Here is a 25929-nt window from a genome sequence, read left to right as displayed (position 1 = left end):
GGCCCATAGGGCTGGCGTCGTCGTGCCAAACTCACTCGACGGTAGTATCAGGCCCCCCACCTTCGGCATCGGTGGAAGCGCCACCTTCAGCATCGACACTCTCTTCGATCTCCTCGTCGGCTTGCGGTTCTGAAATCCGCTCCACCGAAACGACCTTCTCGCCCTCTGCGGTATTGAAGATGGTAACGCCCTTGGTGGCGCGGCTGGCGAAACGAATGCCGTTGACCGGGACGCGGATGACGGTGCCGCCATCCGAAACCAGCATGATCTGATCGTCATTGCCGACCGGGAAGGTCGCCACCAGGCGGCCGATTTCGGCCGTTTTCGAGACGTCGGTGGCGCGAATACCCTTGCCGCCACGGCCAGTCAGGCGGAAATCGTAGGACGATGAACGCTTGCCGTAGCCATATTCCGTCACCGTCAACACGAACTGCTCGTGCGCCTTGAGGAACTCATAGCGGTCGTCGGAAAGCTCCGCCTCTTCGCCGACCTCTTCATTGGTGAGCTGGATTTCTTCCTCCTCGCCGGCCGCAATGTCAGCAGCGAGCCGGCGTTCGGCCACCACCCGCTTGAGGTAGGCGGCACGCTCCGCCGGCGGCGCATCGACATGCTCGATCACCGCCATCGAGATCACCCGGTCGCCATCGGCCATCGCAATGCCGCGCACGCCGACCGAATTGCGGCTCTGGAAGACGCGTACGTCGCTGACCGGAAAGCGGATGCACTGGCCGGAACTTGCCGTCAAAAGCACGTCGTCATTGTCGGTGCAGGTCTCGACGCCGAGGATCTCGTCGCCCTCCTCGTCCAGCTTCATGGCGATCTTGCCGTTGCGGTTGACCTGGACGAAGTCCGACAGCTTGTTGCGACGCACGGTGCCGCGCGTGGTGGCAAACATGACGTCGAGCTCGCCCCAACTCGTCTCATCCTCCGGCAGCGGCATGATCGTGGTGATGCGCTCGCCCTGTTCGAGCGGCAGCATATTGATCAGCGCCTTGCCGCGCGATTGCGGGTTGCCGATCGGCAGGCGCCAGACCTTTTCCTTGTAGACGATGCCGCGCGAGGAGAAGAACAGCACCGGCGTGTGCGTGTTAGCGACGAACAGCCGGGTGACGAAATCCTCTTCCTTGGTCGACATGCCGGAGCGGCCCTTGCCGCCGCGGCGCTGCGCCCGGTAGAGCGACAGCGGCACGCGCTTGATGTAGCCGGAATGGCTGACCGTGACGACCATGTCCTCGCGCTGGATCAGGTCCTCGTCTTCCATGTCCGCCCCGCCCTCGGCGAGCTCGGTGCGGCGCGGCGTGCCGAACTCGTCGCGCACGGCCATCAGCTCGTCCTTGACGATCTGCTGGACGCGGGCGCGGGACGAGAGGATGTCCAGGTAGTCCTTGATCTCGTCGCCGATCGTGTTCAGCTCGTCGGCGATCTCGTCGCGGCCGAGCGCGGTCAGGCGCTGCAGGCGCAGTTCGAGGATGGCGCGCGCCTGCTCCTCGGAGAGATTATAGGTACCGTCCTCATTGATGCGATGGCGCGGGTCGTCGATCAGAAGAATCAGCGATTCCACGTCGCCCGAAGGCCAGCGCCGCTCCATCAACTGCTCGCGCGCCGTCTGCGGGTCCGGAGCGCTGCGGATCAGCTTGATGACTTCATCGATGTTGGCAACAGCGATGGCAAGGCCGACCAGCACATGGGCGCGGTCGCGCGCCTTGCGCAGCAGGAATTTCGTGCGCCGGCTGATCACCTCCTCACGGAAGGCGACGAACGCCTTCAGCATGTCGGTCAGAGTCAGCAATTCCGGCTTGCCGCCGTTCAGTGCCACCATGTTGGCGCCGAAGGACGTCTGCAGCGGAGTGAAGCGGTAAAGCTGGTTGAGGATGACATCGGCGACCGCGTCGCGCTTCAGTTCGATGACGACGCGGTAGCCCTGGCGGTCGCTCTCGTCGCGAATGTCGGAAATGCCTTCGATGCGCTTGTCGCGCACCAGCTCGGCCATCTTCTCGATCATCGACGCCTTATTCACCTGATAGGGAACCTCGGTGATGACGATCGATTCACGATCGTTGCCGCGCGCCTCGACGTTGACGCGGCCGCGCATGACGATGGAGCCGCGGCCGGTCGAATAGGCGCTGTAGATACCGGAGCGGCCGAGCACGATGCCGCCGGTCGGGAAATCCGGCCCCGGAACGATCTCCATCAGTGCCGGAAGGTCGATCGCTGGATTATCGATGAGGGCAATGGCGCCGTTGCAGACCTCGCCCAGATTGTGCGGCGGGATGTTGGTAGCCATGCCGACGGCGATACCGCCGGAGCCGTTGACCAACAGGTTCGGAAAGCGCGCCGGAAGGACTTTCGGTTCGCTGCCCGACGCATCGTAAGTGTCCTGGAAATCGACGGTGTCCTTGTCGATGTCTTCCAGCAACTCATGCGCGACCTTGGTCAGCCGCGATTCCGTGTAGCGCATCGCCGCCGGCGGATCGCCGTCGATCGAGCCGAAATTGCCCTGCCCGTCGATCAGCGGCACGCGCAGCGACCAGTCCTGCGCCATGCGCACCAAAGCGTCGTAGATAGAGGCGTCGCCATGCGGATGGTATTTACCCATCACGTCGGCGACCGGGCGTGCCGATTTCACATATTTGCGGTTCCAGTGATAGCCGCTCTCATAGGCGGCGTAGAGGATGCGGCGATGCACTGGCTTGAGGCCGTCGCGCACGTCCGGCAGCGCACGGCTGACGATCACGCTCATGGCGTAATCGAGATAGGAGCGCTGCATCTCCTCGATGATGGATATCGGCTCGATGCCGGTGGGGCCGCCGTCGGCGCCGCGCGGTGTCTTTTGGTCGGTCAAATCGGATCACAATCTAATCAGGAATCACTTGGTGCTTATATAGGAAGCCGGCCCGAAACTCCAACAATCGCGGCAGTTTTCCAGTGTGGTTTTTAGCGGCAAATTCAAAAGGATAAACCAATTGCGACGATATGGCCGTGGCACCCTTTCACGGGCGTCGCCGGCGGGCGCGATAAGTACCCGGCGCCTCGCCCATCAGCCGCCGGAAACGGCGGTTGAAGGTCGACAGATCGTTGAACCCCGCCGCAAAGGCGATCGCCGAAATCGTCTGATCTGACGTCCGCAGCCGCACGGCTGCCCTGTGCAGCCGCGCTCTCAGCAGGAACTGGTAGGGCGTCATGCCGGCGACGTGCCGGAAGGTGCGCAGGAAATGGTAAGGGCTGGTGGCGGTCTCGTCGGCGAGTTCGGCAAGCGAGATCGGCCGGTCGGCATCGACTTCGATGCGCCGCACCGCTTCGGCGACACGCTTCTGGTCACGGCGGCTCGGCGTCCGTCCCCGATCCGTAGCGCTGCAAGCCGCTGTCACCGCGGCACCGGCAATGCGCAGGGCGAGTTCCTCGAACGCGCCGGTGTCGGCCATCTCGCGCGCCGCCTCCGCTTCGGCAAGCAGCGACACCAGCGCCGGCAAGGGCGGCAGGCGCGGCGTGCCGAAATCGAGCGTCTTCGCGCCCGGCACGTCGGCGACGATCCGCTCCATATAGGCCGGCCCGAAATGGAAGGAGAGGCAGCGGTCGCCGGCGCCATGCTCGTGACCGCATTCATAGCATGTGCCGGGATTGCCGAGCAGGAGCGCGCCCGGCGCGAGCATCGCCGTGCCCTCGCGCGCACGATAGCGGAAGGTGCCGTTGGTTACGGCGGCAACGCAGAAATCCCGATGCTCCTCCTCGAATGGCCTGTCGGCGGCGCTGGCGGTGCAGATGACATCCGACACCTGCCAGCCTCGGCCCGACGCCAGCCTGTGCGCGCTCGTCGTCATCGCCGAAACATAGCAACTTTTCCCAAGCGCAGAACCCCTGTCGGCCTCTATGCTTGCCGGTCTCCTGACAAGATGAGAGCGAAGCCATGTCCAATTCCTTTGCCAAGGCCCTGCACAGCGATGGGCCCGTACCGGCCCTTGCCGAGAAACTGAATCTTTATGGCCGCTTCGTCGGCGCCTGGACGTTCGACGCCACGCGCCATCTCGAGGACGGTCAGGTGCTGACCGGGCGCGGCGAAGTGCATTTCGGCTGGGTGCTCGAAGGCCGCGCGATCCAGGACGTATGGATCCTGCCTGCCCGTGACGCCGGCCCCTCGCCCTCGCTCGGCAAATGGACCTTCTATGGCACGACGTTGCGCGTCTACGATCCCGGCGTTGACGCCTGGCACATCTTCTGGAGCGATCCGCGCAATCAGTACTACAGCCGCCAGCTCGGCCGTGCCGAGGGCGACACCATCATCCAGCAAGGCGCAGACGGCACCGGATCTGCTGTGCGCTGGAGCTTTTCGCGCATCACCGAAAATTCGTTCCGCTGGCTGGGCGAACGCTCACAGGACGACGGCGCCACCTGGCGTCTCGAAGTCGAGTTTCTGGCGCGCCGGGCCGTCAGCCCCTGATCCGCACGGTTTCCACTGCCTCCGCTTTGCTCTACCAATCCCGTTATCCGGCTTTGCCGGCGGGGAGGGTCAGCATGCCGAGCTTCGACAGCCTGTTCAACGCCTTCGTCACCATACTGGTGACGATCGATCCGCCGGGCCTGGCGCCGCTCTTCCTCGCCGTGACCCGCGGCATGAACCGCGAGGAGCGCAACCAGGTCTCCGTGCGCGCCTCGGTCATCGCCTTCCTGGTAATGGCGTTGTTCGCAATCGCCGGCGCGTCGATCCTGTCAGTCTTCGGCATCACTCTGCCGGCCTTCCGCGTCGCCGGCGGCTTTCTGCTGTTCTTCATCGCCTTCGAAATGGTGTTCGAGCGCCGGCAGGACCGCAAGGAGAAGATCGGCGACGTCGCCATCACCAGGGACATGATCCACAACATCGCCGCCTTTCCGCTGGCGATCCCGCTTATTGCCGGTCCCGGCGCGATTTCGGCGACCGTCCTGCTCTCAAGCTCGTTTCAGGGTTTGGGCGCGCAGACAGCCCTTGTCGGCATCATCGCCATCTGCCTCGTCATCACCTACCTGGTGTTCGTGCTGTCAGAGCGCATCGATCGTATCCTCGGCCAAACCGGCCGTTCGATCCTGACAAGGCTGCTCGGCGTCATCCTGGCGGCGCTCGCCGTACAGTTCGTCGCCGACGGCATCAAGGCGCTGATGGCGACGTAGGAACAGCCCTACTTCGCTGTCGTTTCAATGACTTCGAAGTCGTGGGTAATCTCGGCAGTCTTGGCCATCATTGCCGAGGCCGAGCAGTATTTCTCGATCGAAAGCCCGATCGCCCGCTTCACCTTGTCGTGTGATAGCGCCCGGCCCTTGACGACAAAATGCATGTGAATGCGGGTGAATACTCTGGGATCGGCTTCTGCACGGTCGGCATCGAGTTCGACTACGCAATCTTCGACCGCCTCGCGCCCCTTTTCGAGGATATGGACCACGTCATAGGCCGAGCAGCCGCCGGTGCCGATCAGCACCAGTTCCATTGGGCTCGGCCCCGGCGTCTTGCCCTCCGGCCCGAACGCAGTGCCTAGCACCAGCTTGTGCCCACTGGCGGACTCGCCAACGAAAGTGCGCTCCTCGACCCATTTGACCCTTGCCTTCACCTGATACGTCCTTTCACCGCTCAAACGCACAACGTCCCGAAAATCCAAGACAGATTTTCGGGACGCCATTTCGTGGCCAAGGTGCCGGCGCTTTTCGCCGCAAGGGCAGTCCGCCCCGAGAAATCAGAACGGGATTTCGTCGTCCAGCTCGCGCGACGAACCACCGCCGCCGCCCTTGTTGGCGCCACCGCGATTGAAACTTTCGCCCGGGCCGGACTGGCCGAAATCGGAACCGCGGCTCGCACCACCACCGGCATAGTTGCCGACCTGGCCCCCGCCCTCGCCCCGCGCATCGAGCATCTGCAGCTCGCCGCGGAATTTCTGCAACACGACTTCGGTCGTATAGCGGTCATTGCCGGTCTGGTCCTGCCATTTGCGCGTCTGCAGCTGGCCCTCGACATAGACCTTCATGCCCTTCTTCAGATACTGCTCGGCCACCTTGGCGATCTGGTCGTTGAAGATCACGACATTGTGCCACTCGGTCTTTTCCTTGCGCTCTCCGGATGTCTTGTCGCGCCAGCTTTCCGACGTCGCGATGCGGATGTTGACGACCGGGTCACCCGAATTCAAGCGGCGGATTTCAGGGTCCGCCCCGAGGTTGCCCACCAGAATGACCTTGTTGACGCTACCCGCCATGATACTTCTCCGCGCTCATCCGAAACCGAATTTTTGTCGCCGCACCTTACAGGCTATGGACAATCCCTGCCTGCCGTCGCTGCCTTTTCCCACAAGGTTTTTGTTCTCTTTTCGTTCTATAGGAGAGGCCCTGCACTGTCAATAGTTGTCAGTAAGAAGTAGTGTCTTGGCGTCGAATTTCCACAGACCATGGGATCGAGGCGAACTCAATGAAGATGGTCGAGCATGACGATCAGCCGCAAGAAGAATGGCGGACGGGAGTAAAGACCCGCATGCATGTCTCGGCCTGCAACGGCGCAACTCAACTTTGCATATTCGAACAATGGATCGAACCCGCGGTTGGCGCCCCGACACATTGGCACCCGGTCGAGGAAGTGCTTACCGTCATCGCTGGCAGGGCCGAGATGTGGATCGACGAAGAGCATCTCGTCTTGACTGCCGGACAGTCGCTTGTTGTTGCCGCGCACAGGCAACATGGCTTCCGAAACGTCGGCTCCGAATTGCTTCATATTCATGCTGTGCTCGCGTCACCAGTTTTCGAGGCGACGTTCAACGGATCCCCCGACATGGTGAGACGCTGGCTTCCAGCGAGTTTGTAAAACCTCGCCTGTCTTAAAAAACACCGCCTGTCTTAAAAAACACGGCTTGCCAAACCGATAAGTATTGACTTATGCTTTCGGCATGATCGAAGCAGACATTTTTCGGGCACTAGCGGATCCAACGCGTCGCGCCGTCTATGAGCGGCTCGCCGACGGCGAGATGACGGTGTCGGAACTGCGCACTGGCATACCGGTATCGCAGCCGGCGGTATCGCAACATCTCGCAGTGCTGCGCGGCGCCGGCCTCGTGGTCGAGCGCCGGGCCGGTCGCAACGCCTATTACCGCGTCGATCCGAAGGGGCTTGCGCCACTGCTCGGCTGGATCGAACGCTACCGTGCGTTCTGGCCAGAGCGCATCGAAAGGCTCAAGACGGTTTTGAAGGACATGGACCAATGACCAGCCGAGGCAAAGAACGCGCCGAAATGGCCGCAGACAAGATCGAGTTCGAGTGCGAGCTGCCCGAACCGCCGGAAAAGGTGTGGCGGGCGCTGACGGTGCCGGACCTGCTCGCGGCCTGGATGATGCCGAACGACATCAAGCCCGAAATCGGCAACCGCTTTGCCTTTAAAGCGCCGAATGCGCCGATCGAGTGCGAAATCCTCGACGCGGATCCCGGACGGCTGCTGCGCTATTCCTGGCGGGAGCGGCCGGCGCCCGGCGATACGCAGGTGCCGCCCGGCAGCCCCCTGGACAGCGCAATGAACGACAGCCCAGTGGACAGCATCGTCACCTTTACGCTCGACCGCACCGTTTCCGGCGGCACGCATCTGCGCATCGTCCATGATGGTTTTGCTCGGGCAGCAGTGCCGGAGATCGCGATGGCAGGCGCCGGTTGCCGGCTTTCCTTTGAAGCGCGCACTCCCAGGCACAAGCAGATCGCCGCAAACACCCCGCGCCTCTTCCTGCGCGCGGCCTGAACGACAACAGTCAACGGAGACAACCGATGAGCGGCCTTGCCAATCTGGTGCCGATGGTGATCGAGCAGTCGAGCCGCGGCGAACGTGCCTTCGACATATTTTCGCGGCTGCTGCGCGAGCGAATCGTCTTCATCAACGGCCCGATCGATGACGGCACCTCGGCGCTGGTCTGCGCCCAGCTTCTGTCGTTGGAATCCGACAATCCCGACAAGGAGGTCTCGCTTTACATCAACTCGCCGGGCGGCGTGGTGACCAGCGGTTTCGCGATCTACGATACGATGCAGTATATCAGCTGCCCGGTCTCCACGGTTTGTATGGGCTTCGCCGCCTCGATGGCCTCGTTCCTTTTGATGGCCGGCACACCGGGGCGGCGCATCGCGCTACCCAACACCAGCATCGTGCTGCATCAGCCTCTCGGCGGTTTCCAGGGCCAGGCCTCCGATATCCAACGCCATGCCGAGGGCATCCTTCGCACCAAGCGGCGCATGACCGATCTTTACGCCCGCCATTGCGGCCGCACCTACGAAGAAGTGGAACGCACGCTCGACCGCGACTTTTTCATGACCGCGCAGGAGGCCAAGGATTGGGGCCTCGTCGACCATGTTTTCGACACTCGCAAGCAGGCCGCATGAACGTGCCGGGCCGGCGGACGGAACTGAGGCGATTGAGCGCCCGCAATTTCAGCGCCATCGGTCTGGTCTTGACGCTATCGCGGCACTATAGTCCGGTGATGACCGCCAGCCGCTCATCCAGCCTGTTATGCCTTGCCATCGCTACCGTTGCCGGCACGAACATGCTGGTGGGTATGGCACTTGCCCAAGATAATTCAACGTCTTCGCAAAAGGGCGCCCTGCCCGGTGTGACCAGCGATTATCGCATCGCCGAGCCAGCGCCGCGGCCTGAGCCTGACGATGTGGCTCCAGGCAGCGGCAACGGCACCTTCAAGATCGGCGATACCGACGTTCGGATTTCCGGTAGCATCACCATCGATGTCGCTACCGGCGGGATCAGGCCCTCCAGCCGCTAAGTTCGCCTGGTGTGAACCACAAATATTGCGCTTCAAACGAACAGCCCCGCCATTGCCTTTGCAACTGACGGGGCTTCTTGGATCTGAAATCCAAATTGCCGGGAGTGTACTGCCGGCTTTTTATTCGGATGCTTCGCGGCATTCAGCCGACGATCCGACTAGCAGTCTCTGATTTTATGGGGATCAGCAGGTCCGTTTGGCGGGCAGCGAAAACGCCTGACCCTGGCCACTTATACCTGCCGCGGCTCCAGCGACACGTGGAGCCTCAACGAACAATCCGGTGGAGTCATGCCTCTGCTCTCCTTCTGTTGGTTGCGACTGTCGTCGTCGAAGCGCTCATCGCATAACCCGCGGCGTCTCGCAGGCTAGCCCCAGGCCGCGAGGCCATCGAAAGACGGCCGGCTTCGTTGACGTCTGGAGTCTGCCCCCACGGTGCAGGGACGTCAACCTTGAATAGCCGATTACCGAAAAATGTGATCGCGAGACGGCTTGGGAAGCCGGCCCCACGGGCAGCTTTTGTCAGGAGCGTGTTCGGCCTTTGTTCTTTCCGCTTGCCCGTTCGCGCGAAAGGCGGTTAAACGCTTTGGTCGAGAGTTGTGGCGTCTCTCGAAAAGGCGGCGAAATTGCCTACATAGGGGATGGTCGGGAAAACCCGCCCATCCCACGAATTCCAGATTCTGAGGCGGCGACCGGCGATGGCCGACCATAAATATCTCTCCATTCGCGGGGCACGCGAACACAATCTGAAGAATGTCGATCTCGACCTGCCGCGTGACAGCCTGATCGTCATGACCGGCCTGTCGGGGTCCGGCAAGTCGTCGCTTGCCTTCGACACCATCTATGCCGAGGGCCAGCGCCGCTATGTCGAGAGCCTTTCGGCCTATGCGCGGCAATTCCTCGAAATGATGCAGAAGCCGGACGTCGACCAGATCGACGGCCTGTCGCCGGCCATCTCCATCGAGCAGAAAACCACCTCGAAGAACCCGCGCTCGACGGTCGGCACCGTCACCGAGATCTACGATTATATGCGGCTTTTGTTCGCCCGCGTCGGCATCCCCTATTCGCCGGCCACCGGCCTGCCGATCGAGAGCCAGACGGTTTCGCAGATGGTCGACCGGGTGCTTGCGGTCGAGGAAGGCACTCGGCTGTTCATCCTGGCGCCGATGGTGCGCGGCCGCAAAGGCGAGTACCGCAAGGAACTGCTTGAGCTGCAGAAGAAAGGTTTTCAGCGCGTCAAGGTCGACGGCGTCTTCTACGAGATCGCCGACGTGCCGGCGCTGGACAAGAAGTACAAGCATGACATCGACGTTGTCGTCGACCGCATCGTCGTGCGCGGCGATCTGGCGACGCGGCTCGCCGATTCCATCGAGACCGCGCTGAAGCTGGCCGACGGGCTGGCGGTGGCGGAATTTGCCGACAAGCCGCTCGACGCCAGCCAGACCGGCGAGGATTCGGTCAACAAATCGAAGAACGAGACGCATGAACGCATGCTGTTCTCGGAAAAGTTCGCCTGCCCGGTATCCGGCTTCACCATTCCCGAGATCGAGCCCAGGCTATTCTCCTTCAACAATCCGTTCGGCGCCTGCCCGACCTGCGACGGGCTCGGCAGCCAACGCGCCATCGATGCCAGCCTGGTCGTGCCCGACGAGAATGTCTCGCTGCGCGCCGGCGCCGTCAGCCCGTGGGCGAAGTCGACCTCGCCCTATTATGCGCAGACGCTGGAAGCGCTGGGCGTTGCCTATGGCTTCAAGCTCGGCGACAAGTTCAAGGATTTGAGCGAGGAGGCAAGGCAAGCCGTCCTGCACGGCACCGGCGAGCGCGAAATCACCTTCCATTATGATGACGGTCTGCGCTCCTACAAAACGACCAAAACCTTCGAGGGCGTCATCCCCAATCTCGAGCGCCGCTGGAAGGAAACCGAATCCGCCTGGATGCGCGAGGAGATCGAGCGCTTCATGTCGGCCACGCCCTGCCCGGCCTGCCGCGGCTATCGGCTGAAGCCCGAGGCGCTCGCGGTCAAGATCGCCGGCAAGCACATTGGCGAGGTCACCGAGCTGTCCATCCGCAAGGCCGACCAGTGGTTCACCGATCTGCCCGCTTCGCTCAACGACAAGCAGAACGAGATTGCGGTGCGCGTGCTCAAGGAAATCCGCGAGCGGCTGCGCTTCCTCAACGATGTCGGTCTCGACTATCTGACGCTGTCGCGCAACTCCGGCACGTTGTCGGGCGGCGAGAGCCAGCGCATCCGGCTGGCTTCGCAGATCGGCTCCGGCCTGACCGGCGTGCTCTATGTGCTCGACGAGCCGTCGATCGGCCTGCACCAGCGCGACAATGCCCGCCTGCTCGACACGCTGAAGCATCTGCGCGACATCGGCAACACGGTCATCGTCGTCGAGCATGACGAGGACGCCATCCTGCATGCCGACTACGTCGTCGATATCGGCCCGGCGGCCGGCATCCATGGCGGCCACATCATCGCGCAGGGCACGCCGCAGCAGATCATGGCGACCCCCGCCTCGATCACCGGCAAGTATCTGTCGGGCGAGCTCGAAGTGGCGACGCCGGCGGTTCGGCGCGAGGCCAAGAAGAACCGCCGGCTGAAGGTCGTCGGCGCGCGCGGCAACAACCTGAAGAACGTCACCGCCGAAATCCCGCTCGGCACCTTTACCGCCGTCACCGGCGTATCCGGCGGCGGCAAGTCGACCTTCCTGATCGAGACCCTGTTCAAGGCGGCGTCGCGCCGCATCATGGGCTCGCGCGAGCATCCGGCCGAGCATGACCGAATCGAGGGGCTGGAATTCCTCGACAAGGTCATCGATATCGACCAGTCGCCGATCGGGCGCACCCCGCGCTCCAACCCTGCCACCTATACCGGCGCCTTCACGCCGATCCGCGACTGGTTCGCCGGCCTGCCGGAGGCCAAGGCGCGCGGCTACCAGCCGGGCCGCTTCTCGTTCAACGTCAAGGGCGGCCGCTGCGAGGCCTGCCAGGGCGACGGCGTCATCAAAATCGAGATGCACTTCCTGCCCGACGTCTACGTCACCTGCGACGTCTGCCACGGCAAGCGCTACAACCGCGAGACGCTCGACGTCCTGTTCAAGGGCAAATCAATCGCCGACGTTCTCGACATGACGGTCGAGGAAGGCGTCGATTTCTTCGCCGCCGTGCCCGGTGTGCGCGACAAGCTGGAGACGCTGAAACGGGTCGGCCTCGGCTACATCCATGTTGGCCAGCAGGCAACGACTTTGTCGGGCGGCGAGGCGCAGCGCATCAAGCTTGCCAAGGAACTGTCGCGCAAGGCGACCGGCAAGACGCTCTACATTCTCGATGAGCCAACCACCGGCCTGCATTTCCACGACGTCGCCAAGCTGCTTGAAGTGCTTCACGAGCTGGTCGACCAGGGCAACACGGTCGTCGTCATCGAGCACAATCTAGAGGTGATCAAGACCGCTGACTGGGTGCTCGATCTTGGCCCCGAAGGTGGTGACGGCGGCGGCGAGCTGGTAGCGTCCGGCACGCCTGAGGACATCGTTCGCGAAAAACGCAGCTATACCGGGCAGTTCCTGAGGGAATTGCTGGAGCGGCGCCCCGGAGGCAAGCGCGAAGCGGCGGAGTGATGGCAAAGAACGGTCTCATCACGGTCCAAAGCCGCTTCGGCGTGGCCGAAACGATCGATCGCCTGGTCGGCACTGTGGAACGTGCAGGATTGCTGGTCTTCGCCCGCATTGACCACGCCGCCGGTGCGCGCAGTGTCGAAGCTTCTCTGCGTCCGACCCAGCTTCTGATTTTTGGCAACCCGAAAGGCGGCACGCCGCTGATGCAGGACCGGCAGCTTGCCGGCATCGATCTGCCGGTCAAGGCACTGGCTTGGGAGGATAAGCAAGGCAAGGTCTGGCTCTCCTGCAATGACGCGCACTGGCTCGCTGAGCGCCACGGCTTGGGCGACGCCAGTCGCAATGCCGTCGCCGCGATAGCGGCCGGCATGGACAAGGTGATTGCGGCCGCTGCCGGCGCGGGCCAATTTTGATCATGAGAGCCGCTCGGGCCGATGATCTGCCCACGGTGATCTCGCTCACCACCGACGCCTACGCGCCCTACACTGCCCTGTTCGGAGCGCCGCCGATCCCCGTCACCGAGGACTATGCGCCGCGCATAGAACGCGGCGAGGTCTGGCTTTCGGAGCAGGACGGACAGCCGGCCGGCTTGATCGTTCTCGAACGACATGCGGACCATACAATGATCTTCAGCGTCGCCGTTGCACCCGCCTTTCAGGGCAAGGGTTTCGGCATCGGGCTGCTCGACTGGGCCGAGCAACAGACGCGCTTGTGGAGCTTGCCTGAAATCCGACTCTACACCAATGCCAGAATGGAACGGAACGTTTCGTTGTATAAGGCCTACGGCTTTCGCGAAACGGGTCGCCGGCCCAATCCATATCGGCCAGGATGGACGATCGTCGACATGGCGAAAGCCGTCGAGACGACCGCCATCGCGTGATCCTTTTCTGCAAACCGGGAGGACGACCATGACTCAATCAGGAACAATCCGCGCCGGCATGGGCGGCTGGACCTTCGAGCCGTGGGACACGTCCTTCTACCCGGACAAATTGTCGAAGGCCAAGCAACTGCATTATGCCAGCCGGCAGGTGCCCACTATCGAGGTCAACGGCACCTATTATTCGAGCTTCAAGGAGCCGACCTTCGTCAAATGGGCCAACGAGGCGCCGGATGGTTTCGTCTATTCGCTGAAGGGCAACCGCTTCGTCACCAACCGCCGCGTGCTCGGCGAGGCCGGGGAATCGATCATGCGCTTCCTCGGGTCGGGCGTCGCGGCACTTGGCGACAAGCTCGGGCCGATCCTGTGGCAGTTCGCGCCGACCAAGAAATTCGACCCGGACGATTTCGAGGCCTTCCTCAAGCTGTTGCCGGAAAAGCAGGACGGCGTTGCGCTGCGCCACGCCGTCGAGGTGCGCAACGACAGCTTCGTCGTGCCGGAGTTCGCCGCCTTGGCGCGAAAGCACAAGGCCGCCATCGTCTATGCCGACCACGCCAAATATCCGGGGATTGCCGACGTCACCGGCGATTTCATCTATGCCCGGCTGCAGACCGGCAGCGACGACAATCCCGATTGCTACACGCCAAAGGCGCTCGATGAATGGGCGGCGCGCGCAAAAACCTGGGCGGAAGGCAAGGTGCCGGCCGACCTGCCGCGTGTCGCTCCTTCAACCGACGCGCCGGTCAAGCCACGCGATGTGTTCGTCTACTTCATCACCGAGGGCAAGGTCCGCGCTCCATTCGGCGCCATCGCGCTGATGAAGCGGGTCGCAGGCTGACGCCCCCGCTGTCGGTGGTCCGCCTGGCTTGGTCCTAAACTACCGGCTATGCGGCGCGTTCGTCCGGACGCCGATCAACCCTGACGATCTCGTTGAAAGCATCGAGGTCGACATAGAAGACCTTGGTGATCTCCGCGATGAGTTCGTCGTGGTCATACCCCTGCGATTTCAGAATGTTGATGGCTGTCAGGATATCGACGCGCTCCGTGAGCCGTCGTTTCTGGTAGTCCTCGACATAGCGCTCCATCGTCTAGCCCTGGCTCCCAAGCACCCGAAATGTTGGACGACAACAGATCGCTGGAAGGGAACGGCTTGCGCGCAAGCGTGCCGGCGCGGCCCGCGCCTTCCCCTGATCTGCCAAATTGGAACTGGTACGGAAAGCGGCCGACTCACCAAGGCCAAGCAAAATCTAGCACGCAATCTTCGGCGCGCCAGAGTTGCAAACCAATGGAATCAATAAGAATTCAGACAGTCAGGAATTTGCGGACGTCCGCCCGGTCGAGATCCTCGGCGGGGCCGGTATGGACGATCTGGCCGCGGTCCATGATATTGACCTCGTCGGCCAATTCCCGGCAGAAATCGAGATATTGTTCGACCAAAAGCACCGCAATGCCGGCCTGGTCGCGCAGATAGCGGACGGCGCGGCCGATGTCCTTGATGATCGACGGCTGGATGCCTTCGGTCGGCTCGTCGAGCACCAGCAGCTTCGGCCGCATCACCAGCGCCCTGCCGATGGCAAGCTGCTGCTGCTGGCCGCCGGAAAGATCGCCGCCGCGGCGCGCGAGCATCTGCTTCAGCACCGGAAACAATTCGAAGACGTGACCGGGAATGTTGCGATCGGCGCGCTTCAACGGCGCAAAACCCGATTCGAGGTTTTCCCGCACCGTAAGCAGCGGAAATATCTCCCTGCCCTGCGGCACGAATGCGATGCCCGACCGGGCGCGATCATACGCCGCGCTCCGGTCGAGCGCCTTCCCCTCGAAGGCAACGCTTCCGCTCGTCAGCCGGTGATGGCCGACGATCGATCTCATCAAACTGGTCTTGCCGACGCCGTTGCGGCCGAGCACGCAGGTGATCTTGCCGGCGCCGGCCTTCAGCGAGACGCCGCGCAGCGCCTGGGCAGCCCCGTAGTGCAGCGTGGCATTGGAGACTTCGAGCATGGTCAGCGCTTTCTCCAACGCGTGAAGAACGAAAGGTCGAAATGATGGAACGGAACGCGCCAGACCATGTTCATCTCCCCAGATAGACTTCGACGACGCGCTCGTCGGCCGAAACGAAGTCGAGACTGCCCTCGGAAAGCACCGAGCCTTCGTGCAGGCAGGTGACCTTGACGCCGAGCTCGCGCACGAAATGCATGTCGTGCTCGACGACGATGACAGAATGGTCGCGCGCGATGTCCCTGAGCAGCCGCGCGGTTTCCTCGGTCTCGGCGTCGGTCATGCCGGCAACCGGTTCGTCGACCAGCAGCAGCTTCGGATCCTGCGCCAGAAGCATGCCGATCTCGAGCCATTGCTTTTGGCCGTGGCTCAGATTGGCGGCGAGTTCGTCACGCTTGTCGCCAAGCCGAATGATGCCGAGGATGTCGTCGATCTGCCGCACGTCCGCGGCCGAGCGACGATGGAACAGTGCCGGGAAGATCGAGCGCGGGCCTTTCAGCGCCAGCATCAGATTGTCCTCGATCGTGTGGCTTTCGAAGACCGTTGGCTTCTGGAATTTACGGCCGATGCCCATCATGGCGATTTCGGCCTCGTCGTGTTTGGTTAGGTCGACCTCACCGTTGAAGAAAACTTCACCCGCGTCGGGCCGCGTCTTGCCGGTGACGATGTCCATCATCGTCGTCTTTCCGGCGCCGTTGGGGCCGATGATCGCCCGCATCTCGCCCTTGTCGAGCACCAGCGAAAGGTTGTTGATAGCGCGAAACCCGTCGAAGGAAACCGACACGCCGTCGAGATAGAGGATGGTGTTGCTCTTCGACATCAGGCCATCACTCCGCCGGCTGCGGTTCGGCGCCGGAGGCCGACCAGTCGCCCGGCCTTCTCGCCGCCGAGCGGTCGGTTTTCGGCGGCACCGGCGCATCGGGATCGATGCCGACTTCCTCGGCAACCGAGGCCGCCCGCAGCGCCTTGGCGTTGCCGCGCCAGGAATCCCACATGCCGATGATGCCCTTGGGCAGGAACAGCGTGACGGCGACAAACAGTCCGCCCAGCGCAAACAGCCAGAATTCCGGCAGCACGCCGGTGAACCAGGATTTACCGGCATTGACCAGAAGCGCGCCGATGATCGGCCCGACGATGGTGCCGCGCCCGCCGACGGCCGCCCACACCACCACCTCGATCGAATTGGACGGCTCGAATTCGCCAGGGTTGATGATGCCGACCTGCGGCACGTAAAGCGCACCGGCGATGCCGGCCATCACCGCCGACACGGTGAAGGCGAACAGTTTGACGTTCTCCGCCCGCCAGCCGAGAAAGCGCGTGCGGCTCTCGGCATCGCGCACCGCCATTAAAAGCTTGCCGTACTTGGAACCGACGATTGCCCAGGTGACGAAGACGGCAAACGCCAGCATGACGGCGCTGGCCGCGAACAGCGCCGACCGCGTCATGTCGGCCTGCACGTTGAACCCTAGAATGTCCTTGAAATCAGTTAGGCCGTTGTTGCCGCCGAAACCCATGTCGTTGCGGAAAAACGCAAGCAGCAGCGCATAGGTCATCGCCTGGGTGATGATCGACAGGTAGACGCCGGTGACGCGGCTGCGGAAGGCAAACCAGCCGAAGACGAAGGCGAGCAGGCCGGGCACCGCAAGCACCATGATCGCGGCAAACCAGAAATGGTCGAAACCATACCAGAACCATGGCAATTCCTTGTAGTTAAGGAACACCATGAAATCCGGCAGCAGCGGATTGCCGTAGACGCCGCGCGAGCCGATCTGGCGCATCAGATACATGCCCATCGCATAGCCGCCGAGTGCGAAGAAGGCGCCGTGACCGAGCGAGAGGATGCCGCAATAGCCCCAGACGAGATCGAGCGCCAAGGCGAGCAGTGCGTAGCAGAGGTATTTGCCGGTGAGCGCGACGATATAGGACGGCACGTAAAACGCACTTGTCGGCGAGACCGCAAGATTGAGCAGCGGCACGACGATTGCAACCGCCAGCAGGATGAAGATGGTGATGGCGACGCGGCGGTCGGCGCCGGCGGCAAAGAAGCGTCCCGTGATCATGCTTCCACCGACCTGCCCTTTAGCGCGAACAGACCGCGCGGGCGTTTCTGGATGAACAGGATGATCAGCACCAGGACGACGATCTTGCCGAGCACTGCTCCGGCATAAGGTTCGAGGAACTTGTTGACGATGCCGAGCGAGAAAGCGCCGACCAGCGTGCCCCAGAGATTGCCGACACCGCCGAAAACGACGACCATGAAACTGTCGATGATGTAGCCGCGGCCGAGATTGGGCGAGACGTTGTCGATCTGGCTGAGCGCGACACCAGCGATGCCGGCAATGCCGGAGCCGAGTGCAAACGTTAGCGCATCGACCCAAGGCGTCCTGATGCCCATCGAGGCGGCCATGCGGCGATTGGCGGTGACGGCACGCATCTGCAGCCCCCAGGGCGTGCGTTTCATCACGTAGAGCAGCACAGCGAACACGCCGAGCGCGAATACGAGGATCCAGAGCCGGTTCCAGGTCACGGCAAGCTGGCCGATATTGAACGAGCCGGACATCCAGGACGGGTTGCCGACCTCCTGGTTGGTCGGCCCGAAGATGGTGCGTACGGCCTGCTGCAGGATCAGCGACACACCCCATGTCGCCAGCAGCGTCTCCAGCGGCCGTCCATAGAGGAAGCGGATCAGCCCGCGCTCGATGACAAGGCCGACGAGCGCCGCCACCAGGAAGGCCAGCGGCAGGGCGATGACCAGCGACCAGTCGAACAGACCGGGAAAGGAATTACGGATAACCTCCTGCACGACGAAGGTCGTGTAGGCGCCGAGCATGACCATCTCACCATGCGCCATGTTGATGACGCCCATGACGCCGAAGGTGATGGCCAGGCCAATCGCCGCCAGCAGCAGCACCGATCCAAGCGATATGCCATACCAGATATTCTGGCCGGCATCCCACAGCGCCAGCGTCGAATTGATGTTGGCGATCGCCGCGGTCGCCGCGTCCTTCACCGCACCTTCGGAATTGGCCTCTACCGACGTGAGCAGCGACACCGCATCGCGGTCGCTGCGCGCACCGATGAGCCCGATTGCCACCAATTTATCGGCCGCCGGCCTGTCGGAAACGAGAACCGACGCGGCGCGGGCCTGTTCTAGCAGCGCCTTGACGCTTGCCACGCTCTCATTGGCGATCGCGGTGTCGAGCGGCTCGATGTTTGCCGCGTCCGGCGTCTTGAACATTGTGTCGGCGGCGGCAATGCGCACGGCCGGATCCTTGGAGCCGAGCGTCAGTGTGCCCAATGCATCGCGAATGACGCGGCGCAGCGTGTTGTTGACCTTGATCTTGGTGATGTCGGTCTTGGCAGCTTCGCCCGATCTTTCGCCGGTAAGCGCATCGAGCAGCTCGATGCCGTCGCCGCTCTCCTTGCCGACAAAGACCAGTGAATCGGCCTTGCGCACGTAAAGGCTGCCCTCCACAAGCGCGGCAAGCGGCCGTTCTACGGCCGGATCGCCGGTAGCCGCAAGCTCGCGCACCACGGCTTCTATCGCCGGAAAATTGGCGGCGGTGGCGAATTTGGCGATGACCACGCGCAGATCTGCTTCGCTGGCGTTCGACGGCAGCAGCGTCCCCAGGAGGAGGAGCAGCATCAGGCCAATCGCGCGGATCAGGATCATTGGTTTCTGGTGGCTCTTGAAGGTTGAATGTCGCCTCCGGGCAGGCTGGAGGAGGAGCCTGCCCGGAGGCTTGCGGGTCTGGGAGGACAGACCGGGAGGATCAGTTGGTTCCCTTGCCGCCGCATTTGCCGGTGGCAACGTTGAAGTTGCCGCAGGACAGAGGCGCGCGCCAATCGGAGATCAGGTCCTTGGAGTCAGGCAGATAGTCGGACCACTCGTCGCCCATCACCAGGCCGGGCGTCTGCGAGACGGTTTCGAACTGGCCGTCGGCCTGGATTTCGCCGATCAGCACCGGCTTGGTGATGTGATGGTTCGGCATCATCGTCGAATAACCGCCGGTCAGGTTCGGCACCGAGACGCCGACCATGGCGTCGATGACCTTGTCCGGATCGGTGGTGCCGGCCTTCTCGACCGCCTTCACCCACATGTTGAAGCCGATATAATGGGCTTCCATCGGGTCGTTGGTGGTGCGCTTGTCGTTCTTGATGAATTTGTGCCAGTCGGCGATGAACTTCGCGTTCTCGGGTGTGTCGACGCTCTCGAAATAATTCCAGGCGGCGAGATGGCCGACCAGCGGCGCGGTGTCGAGACCGGCAAGCTCTTCCTCACCAACCGAGAAGGCCATGACCGGAATATCCTCGGCCTTGATGCCCTGGTTGCCGAGTTCCTTGTAGAACGGCACATTGGCGTCACCGTTGACGGTCGAGACGACGGCGGTCTTCTTGCCGGCCGAACCGAATTTCTTGATCGCCGAGACTTCGGTCTGCCAGTCGGAGAAGCCGAACGGCGTGTAGTTGACCATGATGTCTTCCGCAGCGACGCCCTTGGCCTTCAGATAGGCCTCGAGGATTTTGTTGGTGGTGCGCGGGTAGACGTAGTCGGTGCCTTCGAGAACCCAGCGCTTCACCGAACCGCCGTCCTCGCTCATCAGATAGTCGACCGCGGGAATGGCTTGCTGGTTCGGCGCCGCACCGGTGTAGAACACGTTGCGCTCGCTCTCCTCGCCTTCGTACTGGACGGGGTAGAACAGGATGTTGTCGAGTTCGCTGAACACCGGCAGCACCGATTTGCGCGACACCGAGGTCCAGCAGCCGAACACCGCCGCGACCTTGTCCTTCGAGATCAGCTCGCGCGCCTTTTCGGCGAATAGCGGCCAGTTGGAAGCCGGATCGACGACCACCGCCTCGAGCTTCTTGCCGAGCAGGCCACCCTTGGCATTCTGCTCTTCGATGAGCATCAGCATGGCGTCCTTCAGCGTCGTCTCCGAGATCGCCATGGTTCCCGACAGCGAATGGAGGATGCCGACCTTGATGGTGTCGTCGGCCGCCTTGGCGGGAACGCTCATCAGCAGGCCGGCGGTGACCACGCCGGCCGAAAACATTTTTGTTATTGTCGAGAAACTGCCCCTCATACTTTTAAACTCCCAAGCTGGTTAACTGCATCGGAACAGGACCATGCAACGGCTGTGCCAATCACCGGCGAAAGATCGGAGGGTTTGAGATTTCCCAGCCCTGTCAGTCGGTTAATGTATTAGCCGCAGGAGATGAACCTCGCCTGCCAGGTTTTAAATGAGAAAAGATCACTCGTATCAGCCTAAGTTTTACTCATATACAGGCCAATGCCCGAATTTTGAGCAGCATCATATGAGCGCTGGCGAGGATTGCAGCGCCGCAGCGAAATGGGGCAAGTTCGAACCCTTAAACGAGCGACGCCATGGCCTTCCGAACGTCTTGCATTTTCATCACCATGCTTCTGCTGGGGACGACGACCGTAGCGCGCGCCGGCTTCAGCGACGGCAAGCTGCCGGACGGCTCCTATCATTGCGAAGTCTATCTGCTAGGCATGTTCCTCAGCCTCGGCGACATCACCATCAAGGGAAACCTCTATAGCGGTCCGGTTAGCTTCGGCACCGCGCCGCAAAGTTATAACTACCAGATGGATGCAGACGGGGTGATTACCTGGTTGGGTTCGCTGGGTGGCTACACCAGCGGTGGCAACTCGATCTCGCTTACGCAAGCGACGCTGGAAAGCGGAACCACCCCGTCCTTCGACATCATCATGAAGCAGCCAGACGGCGCCTTTACCGCCTCGACCTGCACGAAGCGTTGAAAGTACGGAACCTGGCGAGGTTCCGTACTCCGAAGTAGAAGCCGCCTAGCTCTCCGCCGCCATGTCGAGCGCCAGCCGGGTCATATCGGTGAAAAGGCCCTGGCGTTCGGAATAGTCGGTCTGCTCGCCGGTTGCCACATTGTCGACGACGGTCAGGATCGACAGCGCCCGGGCGCCGAAATCGGCCGCAATGCGGTAGAGTGCGCTGGTTTCCATATCCACGGCGAGCGCCCCCTGTGCCTGTGCTTCGGCAAAGCGTTCGCGCCCCAGCGGATGATAAAAAATATCGCTGCAGATGGTCAGCCCGGCCCGATGGTCGATGCCGAGTTCCGCAGCCCGGGCCAACGCCTGGGCCAACAATGCCGGATCGGGGCCGGCATCGGCACGATAGAGCCCAAAAACCTGGCCGCTCTCCGCATTTTCGCCACGTACCGATTGCGCGATCACCAGGCTGCGCAGCACCACCTCAGCGGTCAGGCCGCCGCAGGTGCCGGTGCGGATCAACGTTTTCGCACCGTAGAAATCCAGCAGCTCGTGCACGTAGACCAGGAATGACGGGACGCCGATGCCGGTGGACTGGACGCTGACAGGCTTGCCGCGAAACAACCCGGTAAAGCCGAGCGCGCCGCGGCGGCGGTTGACGCAGCGCGGCGCTTCCAGAAAGGTCTCCGCCATCCATTCAGCGCGCTGCGGGTCGCCCGGCAGCAGCACCGCGCTTGCGTAGTCGCCTTTGCTAGCCTCGTTGTGTGGCGTCACGGCATGCTTTCCAAAACCCGTCGCCCGTTTCGCCTGCAATCATGGCAGTCTCACGACATTGCGCAAGCGGAGCGTTGGAAGGGTCAGGATTCCAGCATGTCCTTTACGATCGTGGCCAATTGCTTGAGCGAAAACGGCTTCGGCAAGAAGCCGAAATGCGCGTCGGCCGGCAAGTTCTTGGCGAACGCGTCTTCGGCATAGCCGGACACGAAGATAAACTTGATGTCGGGCTGCCGTTTGCGCAATTCGCCAAGCAGCGTCGGGCCATCCATTTCCGGCATCACCACGTCCGACACCACGACGTCGACCTTGCCGCCGAGCGCTTCGTAGACTTCAAGCGCCTCGACGCCCGACGACGCCTCGTGGACGGTGTAGCCGCGCGATTTCAGCGCCCGCATGCCGCCCATGCGCACGGCGTCCTCGTCCTCGACCAGCAGCACCGTGGCCGAGCCCGACAGATCCTTGGCTGAGTCGGCGATCTTGGCAGGGGCGGCCGGCACTTCTCCAGCCTCGCCCGCCTTCCTTGCCTCCGCAATGTGCCGCGGCAGGAAGATGCGGAACACGGATCCCTTGCCGACTTCGGAATCGCAGAAGATGAAGCCGCCTGTCTGCTTGATGATGCCATAGACCATAGACAGGCCGAGGCCAGTTCCCTTGCCAACCTCCTTTGTCGTGAAGAAGGGCTCGAAGATCTTTTTCAGCACATCAGGCGCGATGCCGCTGCCGCTGTCCTCGACCTCGACCAGCACATAGTCGGCCGGTGTAAGTTCGCGATAGGAAAAGGTCTTGCATTCCCCGGCGCTGACGTTGCGGGTGCGTACGGTGAGGTCGCCGCCGGCCGGCATCGCATCGCGCGCATTGACCGCCAGATTGACCACCACTTGCTCGAACTGCCCGATATCGACCCTGACCGGCCACAGGTCGCGGCCATGGTCGATCTTGAGCTTGATGTCGTTGCCGACCAGCCGGGCAAGCAGCATCCTGAGATCGGCGAGCACGTCGGTCAGGTTGAGCACCTCCGGCCGCAGCGTCTGCTTGCGCGAGAAGGCCAGCAACTGCCGCACCAGCGAGGCCGCCCGGTTGGCATTCTGCTTGATGTTCATGATGTCCGGGAATGACGGATCGGACGGCCGGTGGTTGGTCAACAGCAGGTCCGAGGCCATGATGATGGCGGTCAGCACATTGTTGAAATCATGTGCGATGCCGCCGGCGAGTTGGCCGACCGCCTGCATCTTCTGGCTCTGCGCCATCTGGCCCTCGAGGGCCTTTTGCTCAGTGGTCTCCACGGCATAGACGATGGCCGATTCCTCGGCGCCCTCGCCCCCGGTACCGTCTGCGACCGCGTTGACGTAGAAGCGTATGTGGCGCTCCTCATTGCCGGGCAGCACCGTATCGATCGGCTCGATGTCAGCCTGTTGCTGGCGTGCCTTTTCAAAGGCCGCGGCGAAAGCCGGCCGGTCGCGCTCGTGGATCACCGTATCCAGCCGCACACGCCGATCGACCGCGTCGCGGTCGACGACCGAGGAAAACAGCGACAGGAACGGCGCATTGGTGCGCAGGATGCGGCCGGCATGGTCGACGCCGGCTATCGCCATCGGCGTCGAGTTGAAGAACCGCGTGAAGCGTATTTCCGATGCGCGGAGGTCGGCCGAAGCGTCCTCGCCTTGCGTCCGGTTGAGCACGATGGTGCGAGTCGGGCCGTTGAGCCCCTCTCGGCTGGCCGAGACACGATGCATGAAGCGCACCGGCAGCGCCTCGCCGGTCATCGTCGTCAGATCGAGGTCGATAACGGCATTGCGCGTGGTACCAGCGTCGGCCTTGACCGAACGGACCAGCGCCATGCCGTCGCCGGCGACGATCTCCGGCAGCGTGATGGCGCCGGGAGTGAAGCTGGCCAGATCGATGCCAAGCCACTCGGCAAGGGTCGCGTTGATATAGGTGACGCGGCCTTCCTGGTCGGCGGAAAAGAACCCGGCCGGCGCATGGTCGAGGTGATCGATGGCCTTTTGCAGGTCGAGAAAGAACCGCTCCTGCTCGGCCCGTTCCCGCGAGATATCGGCAAGCTGCCAGGCAAGCATGGGCAGCCGTTGGCCGGGAACGCTGAAGGCGCGGGCTCGAACGCGGTACCAGCGCGCGCCCGGTTCGGCGCCTGGCCGAATGGACTGCGCGAGCCGAAACTCGCCGTCGCCCGGCTGGCCGTCCCGCAGGCCTGACGCCAGCCGGTATATGGTCACCGAGGCCTCGGGAACGTCTGAAAGCAAACCTTCGACGGTCTTGAGGTCGGCGGCCGACTCGGCACCCGTCATATCGGCATAGGTCCGGTTGGCGTAGATGATACGGCCTTTGGTGTCGGTGACCAGGAGACCTTGCGACATCGAATCGACGAAAGCTTTCGACAGTTCGTCGCTTGTCGAGCGCGGCGTGATATGCACGAAGCCGATCGCAGTGGCGAATAGAAAGCCGACGCCGATCATCGCCAGCACGCCAAGCATGCCGAGCAGGAATGGATCGCCAAGGCGCTCGCGGAAAAGGCCGAAGACGATCGCTGCCCCAGTCAAGACGACGATGAAGACGATGAGCCGGGTGACCGCTCCCGGCCGCGTGTTCTGGTCGACGATAGGTACCGGATAGAAATCGCCGCGCGCTTCCTTGGCCATGTGCCCCCTGCTCGTGAATTCCGGTGTCGGTTGAATCATATTCTCAGGGTTGGGAAAAGGCCCGGCTGCAGATGTCCGCTAAAAATGACGCCGTTCGGCTCCCGGCGTTTCAAGCTGTTCACGAAGCGTGAAAGGCAACTTGCGGTGCCCTGCCGCAACAGTCTAGTGTCGCCTCTCTTCGAAAGCTGATTTTGGGGGAACCAATGCTGCAATGGCTGGATGGCGTGGCGGGTCCTGGTTATGCCGCAGCAATCCTATGGACGTTTGCAGTACTTGTCCTTCTGCTCATCATTCTTCTTATTATCAGGCTGGTCCGCAGCCTGACGTTCGGGACATTCGTCGCCGGCGGCAGGAACCGCAAGACGCGGCTGGCTGTCATGGATGCCACAGCGGTCGACAGTCACCGGCGGCTGGTGCTGGTGCGCCGTGACGATATCGAGCACCTGCTCTTGATCGGTGGTCCGACCGACGTCGTCGTCGAGCGCGACATCAGGCTCTCGGCGCTGCGGCGCCCGGCATTGACCGGAGACAACGGCCACCAGCCGGCAGCAAGGTCTGTTTCGACCACCGCCGCGCCGGTGAGGCAAGCGCCACCGCAGCCGGCAAGCGTAACCGCGACCCCTGTCCGAGCCCGCCAGACGGCGACGATGCCGGCAACAATGCCGGCGCCGGCGCCGAAACCGGCATCGAACGTCACACCGTTGCCAAGTTATGGATCCGTCAACGCCAATGCCTCGCGGCATGCGCAGCCGCCGGCAAGACAGGACTCCCCGGCAAGATACGAGCCGCCTGCACAGCACGAGTCGATTGACGATGCGCTGATGAAGGAGCTGGAGGTTTCCCTCGACGAGCCACGCTTCAGCCAAACGCCGAGCAAGCCGGTGGCGAAGGCATCGCCCTCTCTCGACGACGAGATGACGAAGCTCCTCGGCGAGTTGTCCAATCAGAAAAGATAGGCCGATAGCGAACGGCCAATGAAAATGGCCGGAAAACCGGCCATTGTGAACGCTTTACCGATGCCGCTGTTTTTCCCGGCGACTCAGTCGTCGCGGTAGACCTTCTCGCGCCGCTCATGGCGCTCCTGTGCCTCGATCGACAAGGTGGCGATCGGGCGCGCGTCGAGCCGCTTCAGCGCGATCGGCTCGCCCGTCTCCTCGCAATAGCCGTAAGTGCCTTCGTCAAGGCGCTGGAGGGCCGAATCGATCTTGGAGATGAGTTTTCGCTGGCGATCGCGGGCGCGAAGTTCGATGGCGCGGTCGGTTTCGGAGGAGGCGCGATCGGCGAGGTCGGGGTGGTTGGCGTTTTCCTGCTGCAGGATTTCGAGAGTTTCGCGCGCTTCGCGCAAGATGTCGTTCTTCCAGGTGACGAGCTTCATGCGAAAGTAGGATTTCTGCCGCTCGTTCATGAACGGCTCGTCTTCGGAGGGTACGTAATCGGCGGTAACGATGTCGTTCATTCGACTCACCCAACAAACCCCAAATTTGGCGCCTATATA

General features: G+C 62.5%; 26 protein-coding genes. 13 read left to right on the top strand and 13 right to left on the bottom strand.

Annotated features, from left to right (window positions below):
• Nucleotides 1-31: 31 nt before the first annotated feature.
• Nucleotides 32-2842, bottom strand: a complete 2811-nt coding sequence (gyrA, locus tag NKK47_RS02630) for a DNA gyrase subunit A (protein WP_352455710.1) — start codon at nt 2840-2842, stop codon at nt 32-34.
• Between the two features lie 148 nt (nt 2843-2990).
• Nucleotides 2991-3818 carry a helix-turn-helix transcriptional regulator gene (locus NKK47_RS02625; RefSeq protein ID WP_352455709.1) on the bottom strand — a complete coding sequence of 276 codons (828 nt, stop codon included), beginning with the start codon at nt 3816-3818 and terminating at the stop codon, nt 2991-2993.
• Between the two features lie 86 nt (nt 3819-3904).
• Between NKK47_RS02625 and NKK47_RS02620 the strand changes: the two genes are divergently transcribed.
• On the top strand, nt 3905-4435 hold the full coding sequence (locus NKK47_RS02620; protein ID WP_352455708.1) for a hypothetical protein: 531 nt from the start codon (nt 3905-3907) through the stop codon (nt 4433-4435).
• A gap of 74 nt (nt 4436-4509) precedes the next feature.
• Complete coding sequence (locus NKK47_RS02615; RefSeq protein ID WP_023674869.1) at nt 4510-5139, top strand: MarC family protein; 630 nt, start codon at nt 4510-4512, stop codon at nt 5137-5139.
• A gap of 8 nt (nt 5140-5147) precedes the next feature.
• On the opposite strand, the gene NKK47_RS02610 is transcribed toward NKK47_RS02615, so the two are convergent.
• Both NKK47_RS02610 and NKK47_RS02605 read right to left on the bottom strand, forming a co-directional pair.
• On the bottom strand, nt 5148-5573 hold the full coding sequence (locus NKK47_RS02610) for an OsmC family protein (RefSeq protein WP_352455706.1): 426 nt from the start codon (nt 5571-5573) through the stop codon (nt 5148-5150).
• A gap of 123 nt (nt 5574-5696) precedes the next feature.
• Nucleotides 5697-6209, bottom strand: coding sequence for a single-stranded DNA-binding protein (locus NKK47_RS02605; protein WP_023674867.1), 513 nt, complete (start codon nt 6207-6209; stop codon nt 5697-5699).
• Nucleotides 6210-6418: 209 nt separating this feature from the next.
• On the opposite strand from NKK47_RS02605, the gene NKK47_RS02600 reads away from it, so the two are divergent.
• The 9 genes from NKK47_RS02600 to NKK47_RS02560 all read left to right on the top strand — a co-directional run bounded on the left by NKK47_RS02600 (nt 6419) and on the right by NKK47_RS02560 (nt 14082).
• Nucleotides 6419-6808: a cupin domain-containing protein gene (locus tag NKK47_RS02600; protein ID WP_352455705.1), complete on the top strand. Its 390-nt coding sequence runs from the start codon at nt 6419-6421 to the stop codon at nt 6806-6808.
• Between the two features lie 82 nt (nt 6809-6890).
• On the top strand, nt 6891-7205 hold the full coding sequence (locus NKK47_RS02595; RefSeq protein ID WP_352448759.1) for an ArsR/SmtB family transcription factor: 315 nt from the start codon (nt 6891-6893) through the stop codon (nt 7203-7205).
• Nucleotides 7202-7726 carry an SRPBCC family protein gene (locus NKK47_RS02590; RefSeq protein WP_352455703.1) on the top strand — a complete coding sequence of 175 codons (525 nt, stop codon included), beginning with the start codon at nt 7202-7204 and terminating at the stop codon, nt 7724-7726. The genes NKK47_RS02595 and NKK47_RS02590 overlap by 4 nt, the downstream gene beginning before the upstream one ends.
• A 26-nt stretch (nt 7727-7752) precedes the next feature.
• Complete coding sequence (locus NKK47_RS02585) at nt 7753-8358, top strand: ATP-dependent Clp protease proteolytic subunit (protein WP_352455702.1); 606 nt, start codon at nt 7753-7755, stop codon at nt 8356-8358.
• Nucleotides 8355-8753, top strand: a complete 399-nt coding sequence (locus tag NKK47_RS02580) for a hypothetical protein (protein WP_352455701.1) — start codon at nt 8355-8357, stop codon at nt 8751-8753. The genes NKK47_RS02585 and NKK47_RS02580 overlap by 4 nt, the downstream gene beginning before the upstream one ends.
• A gap of 695 nt (nt 8754-9448) precedes the next feature.
• The gene (gene uvrA / locus NKK47_RS02575) at nt 9449-12370 is read left to right on the top strand and encodes an excinuclease ABC subunit UvrA (RefSeq protein WP_352575004.1); all 2922 of its coding nucleotides are present in this window, start codon (nt 9449-9451) and stop codon (nt 12368-12370) included.
• Complete coding sequence (locus NKK47_RS02570; protein WP_352575002.1) at nt 12370-12780, top strand: DUF302 domain-containing protein; 411 nt, start codon at nt 12370-12372, stop codon at nt 12778-12780. Before uvrA ends, NKK47_RS02570 begins: the two co-directional genes overlap by 1 nt.
• The gene (locus NKK47_RS02565) at nt 12777-13247 is read left to right on the top strand and encodes a GNAT family N-acetyltransferase (protein WP_352568740.1); all 471 of its coding nucleotides are present in this window, start codon (nt 12777-12779) and stop codon (nt 13245-13247) included. Before NKK47_RS02570 ends, NKK47_RS02565 begins: the two co-directional genes overlap by 4 nt.
• A gap of 28 nt (nt 13248-13275) precedes the next feature.
• Nucleotides 13276-14082: a DUF72 domain-containing protein gene (locus NKK47_RS02560; protein WP_352575000.1), complete on the top strand. Its 807-nt coding sequence runs from the start codon at nt 13276-13278 to the stop codon at nt 14080-14082.
• A 46-nt stretch (nt 14083-14128) separates the two neighbouring features.
• Here NKK47_RS02560 and NKK47_RS02555 read toward each other — a convergent pair whose 3' ends face one another.
• The 6 genes from NKK47_RS02555 to urtA all read right to left on the bottom strand — a co-directional run bounded on the left by NKK47_RS02555 (nt 14129) and on the right by urtA (nt 20323).
• Nucleotides 14129-14329 (bottom strand): hypothetical protein, encoded by a 201-nt coding sequence (locus NKK47_RS02555; RefSeq protein ID WP_023674857.1) that lies wholly within the window; start codon nt 14327-14329, stop codon nt 14129-14131.
• 217 nt (nt 14330-14546) lie between these two features.
• Nucleotides 14547-15242 (bottom strand): urea ABC transporter ATP-binding subunit UrtE, encoded by a 696-nt coding sequence (gene urtE / locus NKK47_RS02550; protein WP_352574998.1) that lies wholly within the window; start codon nt 15240-15242, stop codon nt 14547-14549.
• A 70-nt stretch (nt 15243-15312) separates the two neighbouring features.
• Nucleotides 15313-16059, bottom strand: coding sequence for an urea ABC transporter ATP-binding protein UrtD (gene urtD / locus NKK47_RS02545; RefSeq protein WP_023674855.1), 747 nt, complete (start codon nt 16057-16059; stop codon nt 15313-15315).
• Between the two features lie 7 nt (nt 16060-16066).
• Entirely contained in the window at nt 16067-17299 is a 1233-nt protein-coding gene (gene urtC / locus NKK47_RS02540; protein ID WP_352455696.1) for an urea ABC transporter permease subunit UrtC, read from the bottom strand.
• Entirely contained in the window at nt 17296-18912 is a 1617-nt protein-coding gene (urtB, locus tag NKK47_RS02535) for an urea ABC transporter permease subunit UrtB (protein WP_352574996.1), read from the bottom strand. The genes urtC and urtB overlap by 4 nt, the downstream gene beginning before the upstream one ends.
• Nucleotides 18913-19012: 100 nt before the next feature.
• The gene (gene urtA / locus NKK47_RS02530) at nt 19013-20323 is read right to left on the bottom strand and encodes an urea ABC transporter substrate-binding protein (RefSeq protein ID WP_352455694.1); all 1311 of its coding nucleotides are present in this window, start codon (nt 20321-20323) and stop codon (nt 19013-19015) included.
• Between the two features lie 302 nt (nt 20324-20625).
• Between urtA and NKK47_RS02525 the strand changes: the two genes are divergently transcribed.
• Nucleotides 20626-21021, top strand: a complete 396-nt coding sequence (locus NKK47_RS02525) for a hypothetical protein (protein WP_352574994.1) — start codon at nt 20626-20628, stop codon at nt 21019-21021.
• 45 nt (nt 21022-21066) lie between these two features.
• On the opposite strand, the gene NKK47_RS02520 is transcribed toward NKK47_RS02525, so the two are convergent.
• Together NKK47_RS02520 and cckA are read right to left on the bottom strand one after the other, a co-directional pair.
• Nucleotides 21067-21777, bottom strand: a complete 711-nt coding sequence (locus NKK47_RS02520) for a purine-nucleoside phosphorylase (protein WP_352455692.1) — start codon at nt 21775-21777, stop codon at nt 21067-21069.
• Nucleotides 21778-21860: 83 nt separating this feature from the next.
• Nucleotides 21861-24434: a cell cycle histidine kinase CckA gene (gene cckA, locus NKK47_RS02515; protein ID WP_352574992.1), complete on the bottom strand. Its 2574-nt coding sequence runs from the start codon at nt 24432-24434 to the stop codon at nt 21861-21863.
• A 203-nt stretch (nt 24435-24637) separates the two neighbouring features.
• Here cckA and NKK47_RS02510 point away from each other — a divergent pair, with 203 nt between their 5' ends.
• The gene (locus NKK47_RS02510; protein ID WP_352574990.1) at nt 24638-25390 is read left to right on the top strand and encodes a hypothetical protein; all 753 of its coding nucleotides are present in this window, start codon (nt 24638-24640) and stop codon (nt 25388-25390) included.
• 83 nt (nt 25391-25473) lie between these two features.
• Here NKK47_RS02510 and dksA read toward each other — a convergent pair whose 3' ends face one another.
• Nucleotides 25474-25890, bottom strand: a complete 417-nt coding sequence (gene dksA, locus NKK47_RS02505; protein ID WP_023674847.1) for an RNA polymerase-binding protein DksA — start codon at nt 25888-25890, stop codon at nt 25474-25476.
• Between the last annotated feature and the right edge of the window lie 39 nt (nt 25891-25929).

The organism is Mesorhizobium sp. M0019 (assembly GCF_040323975.1).
Lineage (GTDB): Bacteria > Pseudomonadota > Alphaproteobacteria > Rhizobiales > Rhizobiaceae > Mesorhizobium.
The sequence above is the reverse complement of the archived record's forward strand: the minus strand, read 5'-3'. Positions and strand labels throughout refer to the sequence as shown.

Excerpts from the sequence above, each read along its gene's own strand:
- dksA (WP_023674847.1), bottom strand. The coding sequence starts at position 25,890 with ATGAACGACATCGTTACCGCCGATTACGTACCCTCCGAAGACGAGCCG.
- NKK47_RS02585 (WP_352455702.1), top strand. The coding sequence starts at position 7,753 with ATGAGCGGCCTTGCCAATCTGGTGCCGATGGTGATCGAGCAGTCGAGC.
- NKK47_RS02590 (WP_352455703.1), top strand. The coding sequence starts at position 7,202 with ATGACCAGCCGAGGCAAAGAACGCGCCGAAATGGCCGCAGACAAGATC.
- urtB (WP_352574996.1), bottom strand. The coding sequence starts at position 18,912 with ATGATCCTGATCCGCGCGATTGGCCTGATGCTGCTCCTCCTCCTGGGG.
- NKK47_RS02525 (WP_352574994.1), top strand. The coding sequence starts at position 20,626 with ATGGCCTTCCGAACGTCTTGCATTTTCATCACCATGCTTCTGCTGGGG.
- urtA (WP_352455694.1), bottom strand. The coding sequence starts at position 20,323 with ATGAGGGGCAGTTTCTCGACAATAACAAAAATGTTTTCGGCCGGCGTG.
- cckA (WP_352574992.1), bottom strand. The coding sequence starts at position 24,434 with ATGGCCAAGGAAGCGCGCGGCGATTTCTATCCGGTACCTATCGTCGAC.
- NKK47_RS02600 (WP_352455705.1), top strand. The coding sequence starts at position 6,419 with ATGAAGATGGTCGAGCATGACGATCAGCCGCAAGAAGAATGGCGGACG.
- NKK47_RS02615 (WP_023674869.1), top strand. The coding sequence starts at position 4,510 with ATGCCGAGCTTCGACAGCCTGTTCAACGCCTTCGTCACCATACTGGTG.
- NKK47_RS02580 (WP_352455701.1), top strand. The coding sequence starts at position 8,355 with ATGAACGTGCCGGGCCGGCGGACGGAACTGAGGCGATTGAGCGCCCGC.
- urtE (WP_352574998.1), bottom strand. The coding sequence starts at position 15,242 with ATGCTCGAAGTCTCCAATGCCACGCTGCACTACGGGGCTGCCCAGGCG.
- NKK47_RS02570 (WP_352575002.1), top strand. The coding sequence starts at position 12,370 with ATGGCAAAGAACGGTCTCATCACGGTCCAAAGCCGCTTCGGCGTGGCC.
- urtD (WP_023674855.1), bottom strand. The coding sequence starts at position 16,059 with ATGTCGAAGAGCAACACCATCCTCTATCTCGACGGCGTGTCGGTTTCC.
- NKK47_RS02510 (WP_352574990.1), top strand. The coding sequence starts at position 24,638 with ATGCTGCAATGGCTGGATGGCGTGGCGGGTCCTGGTTATGCCGCAGCA.
- urtC (WP_352455696.1), bottom strand. The coding sequence starts at position 17,299 with ATGATCACGGGACGCTTCTTTGCCGCCGGCGCCGACCGCCGCGTCGCC.
- NKK47_RS02605 (WP_023674867.1), bottom strand. The coding sequence starts at position 6,209 with ATGGCGGGTAGCGTCAACAAGGTCATTCTGGTGGGCAACCTCGGGGCG.
- NKK47_RS02625 (WP_352455709.1), bottom strand. The coding sequence starts at position 3,818 with ATGACGACGAGCGCGCACAGGCTGGCGTCGGGCCGAGGCTGGCAGGTG.
- NKK47_RS02560 (WP_352575000.1), top strand. The coding sequence starts at position 13,276 with ATGACTCAATCAGGAACAATCCGCGCCGGCATGGGCGGCTGGACCTTC.
- NKK47_RS02555 (WP_023674857.1), bottom strand. The coding sequence starts at position 14,329 with ATGGAGCGCTATGTCGAGGACTACCAGAAACGACGGCTCACGGAGCGC.
- NKK47_RS02620 (WP_352455708.1), top strand. The coding sequence starts at position 3,905 with ATGTCCAATTCCTTTGCCAAGGCCCTGCACAGCGATGGGCCCGTACCG.
- uvrA (WP_352575004.1), top strand. The coding sequence starts at position 9,449 with ATGGCCGACCATAAATATCTCTCCATTCGCGGGGCACGCGAACACAAT.
- NKK47_RS02595 (WP_352448759.1), top strand. The coding sequence starts at position 6,891 with ATGATCGAAGCAGACATTTTTCGGGCACTAGCGGATCCAACGCGTCGC.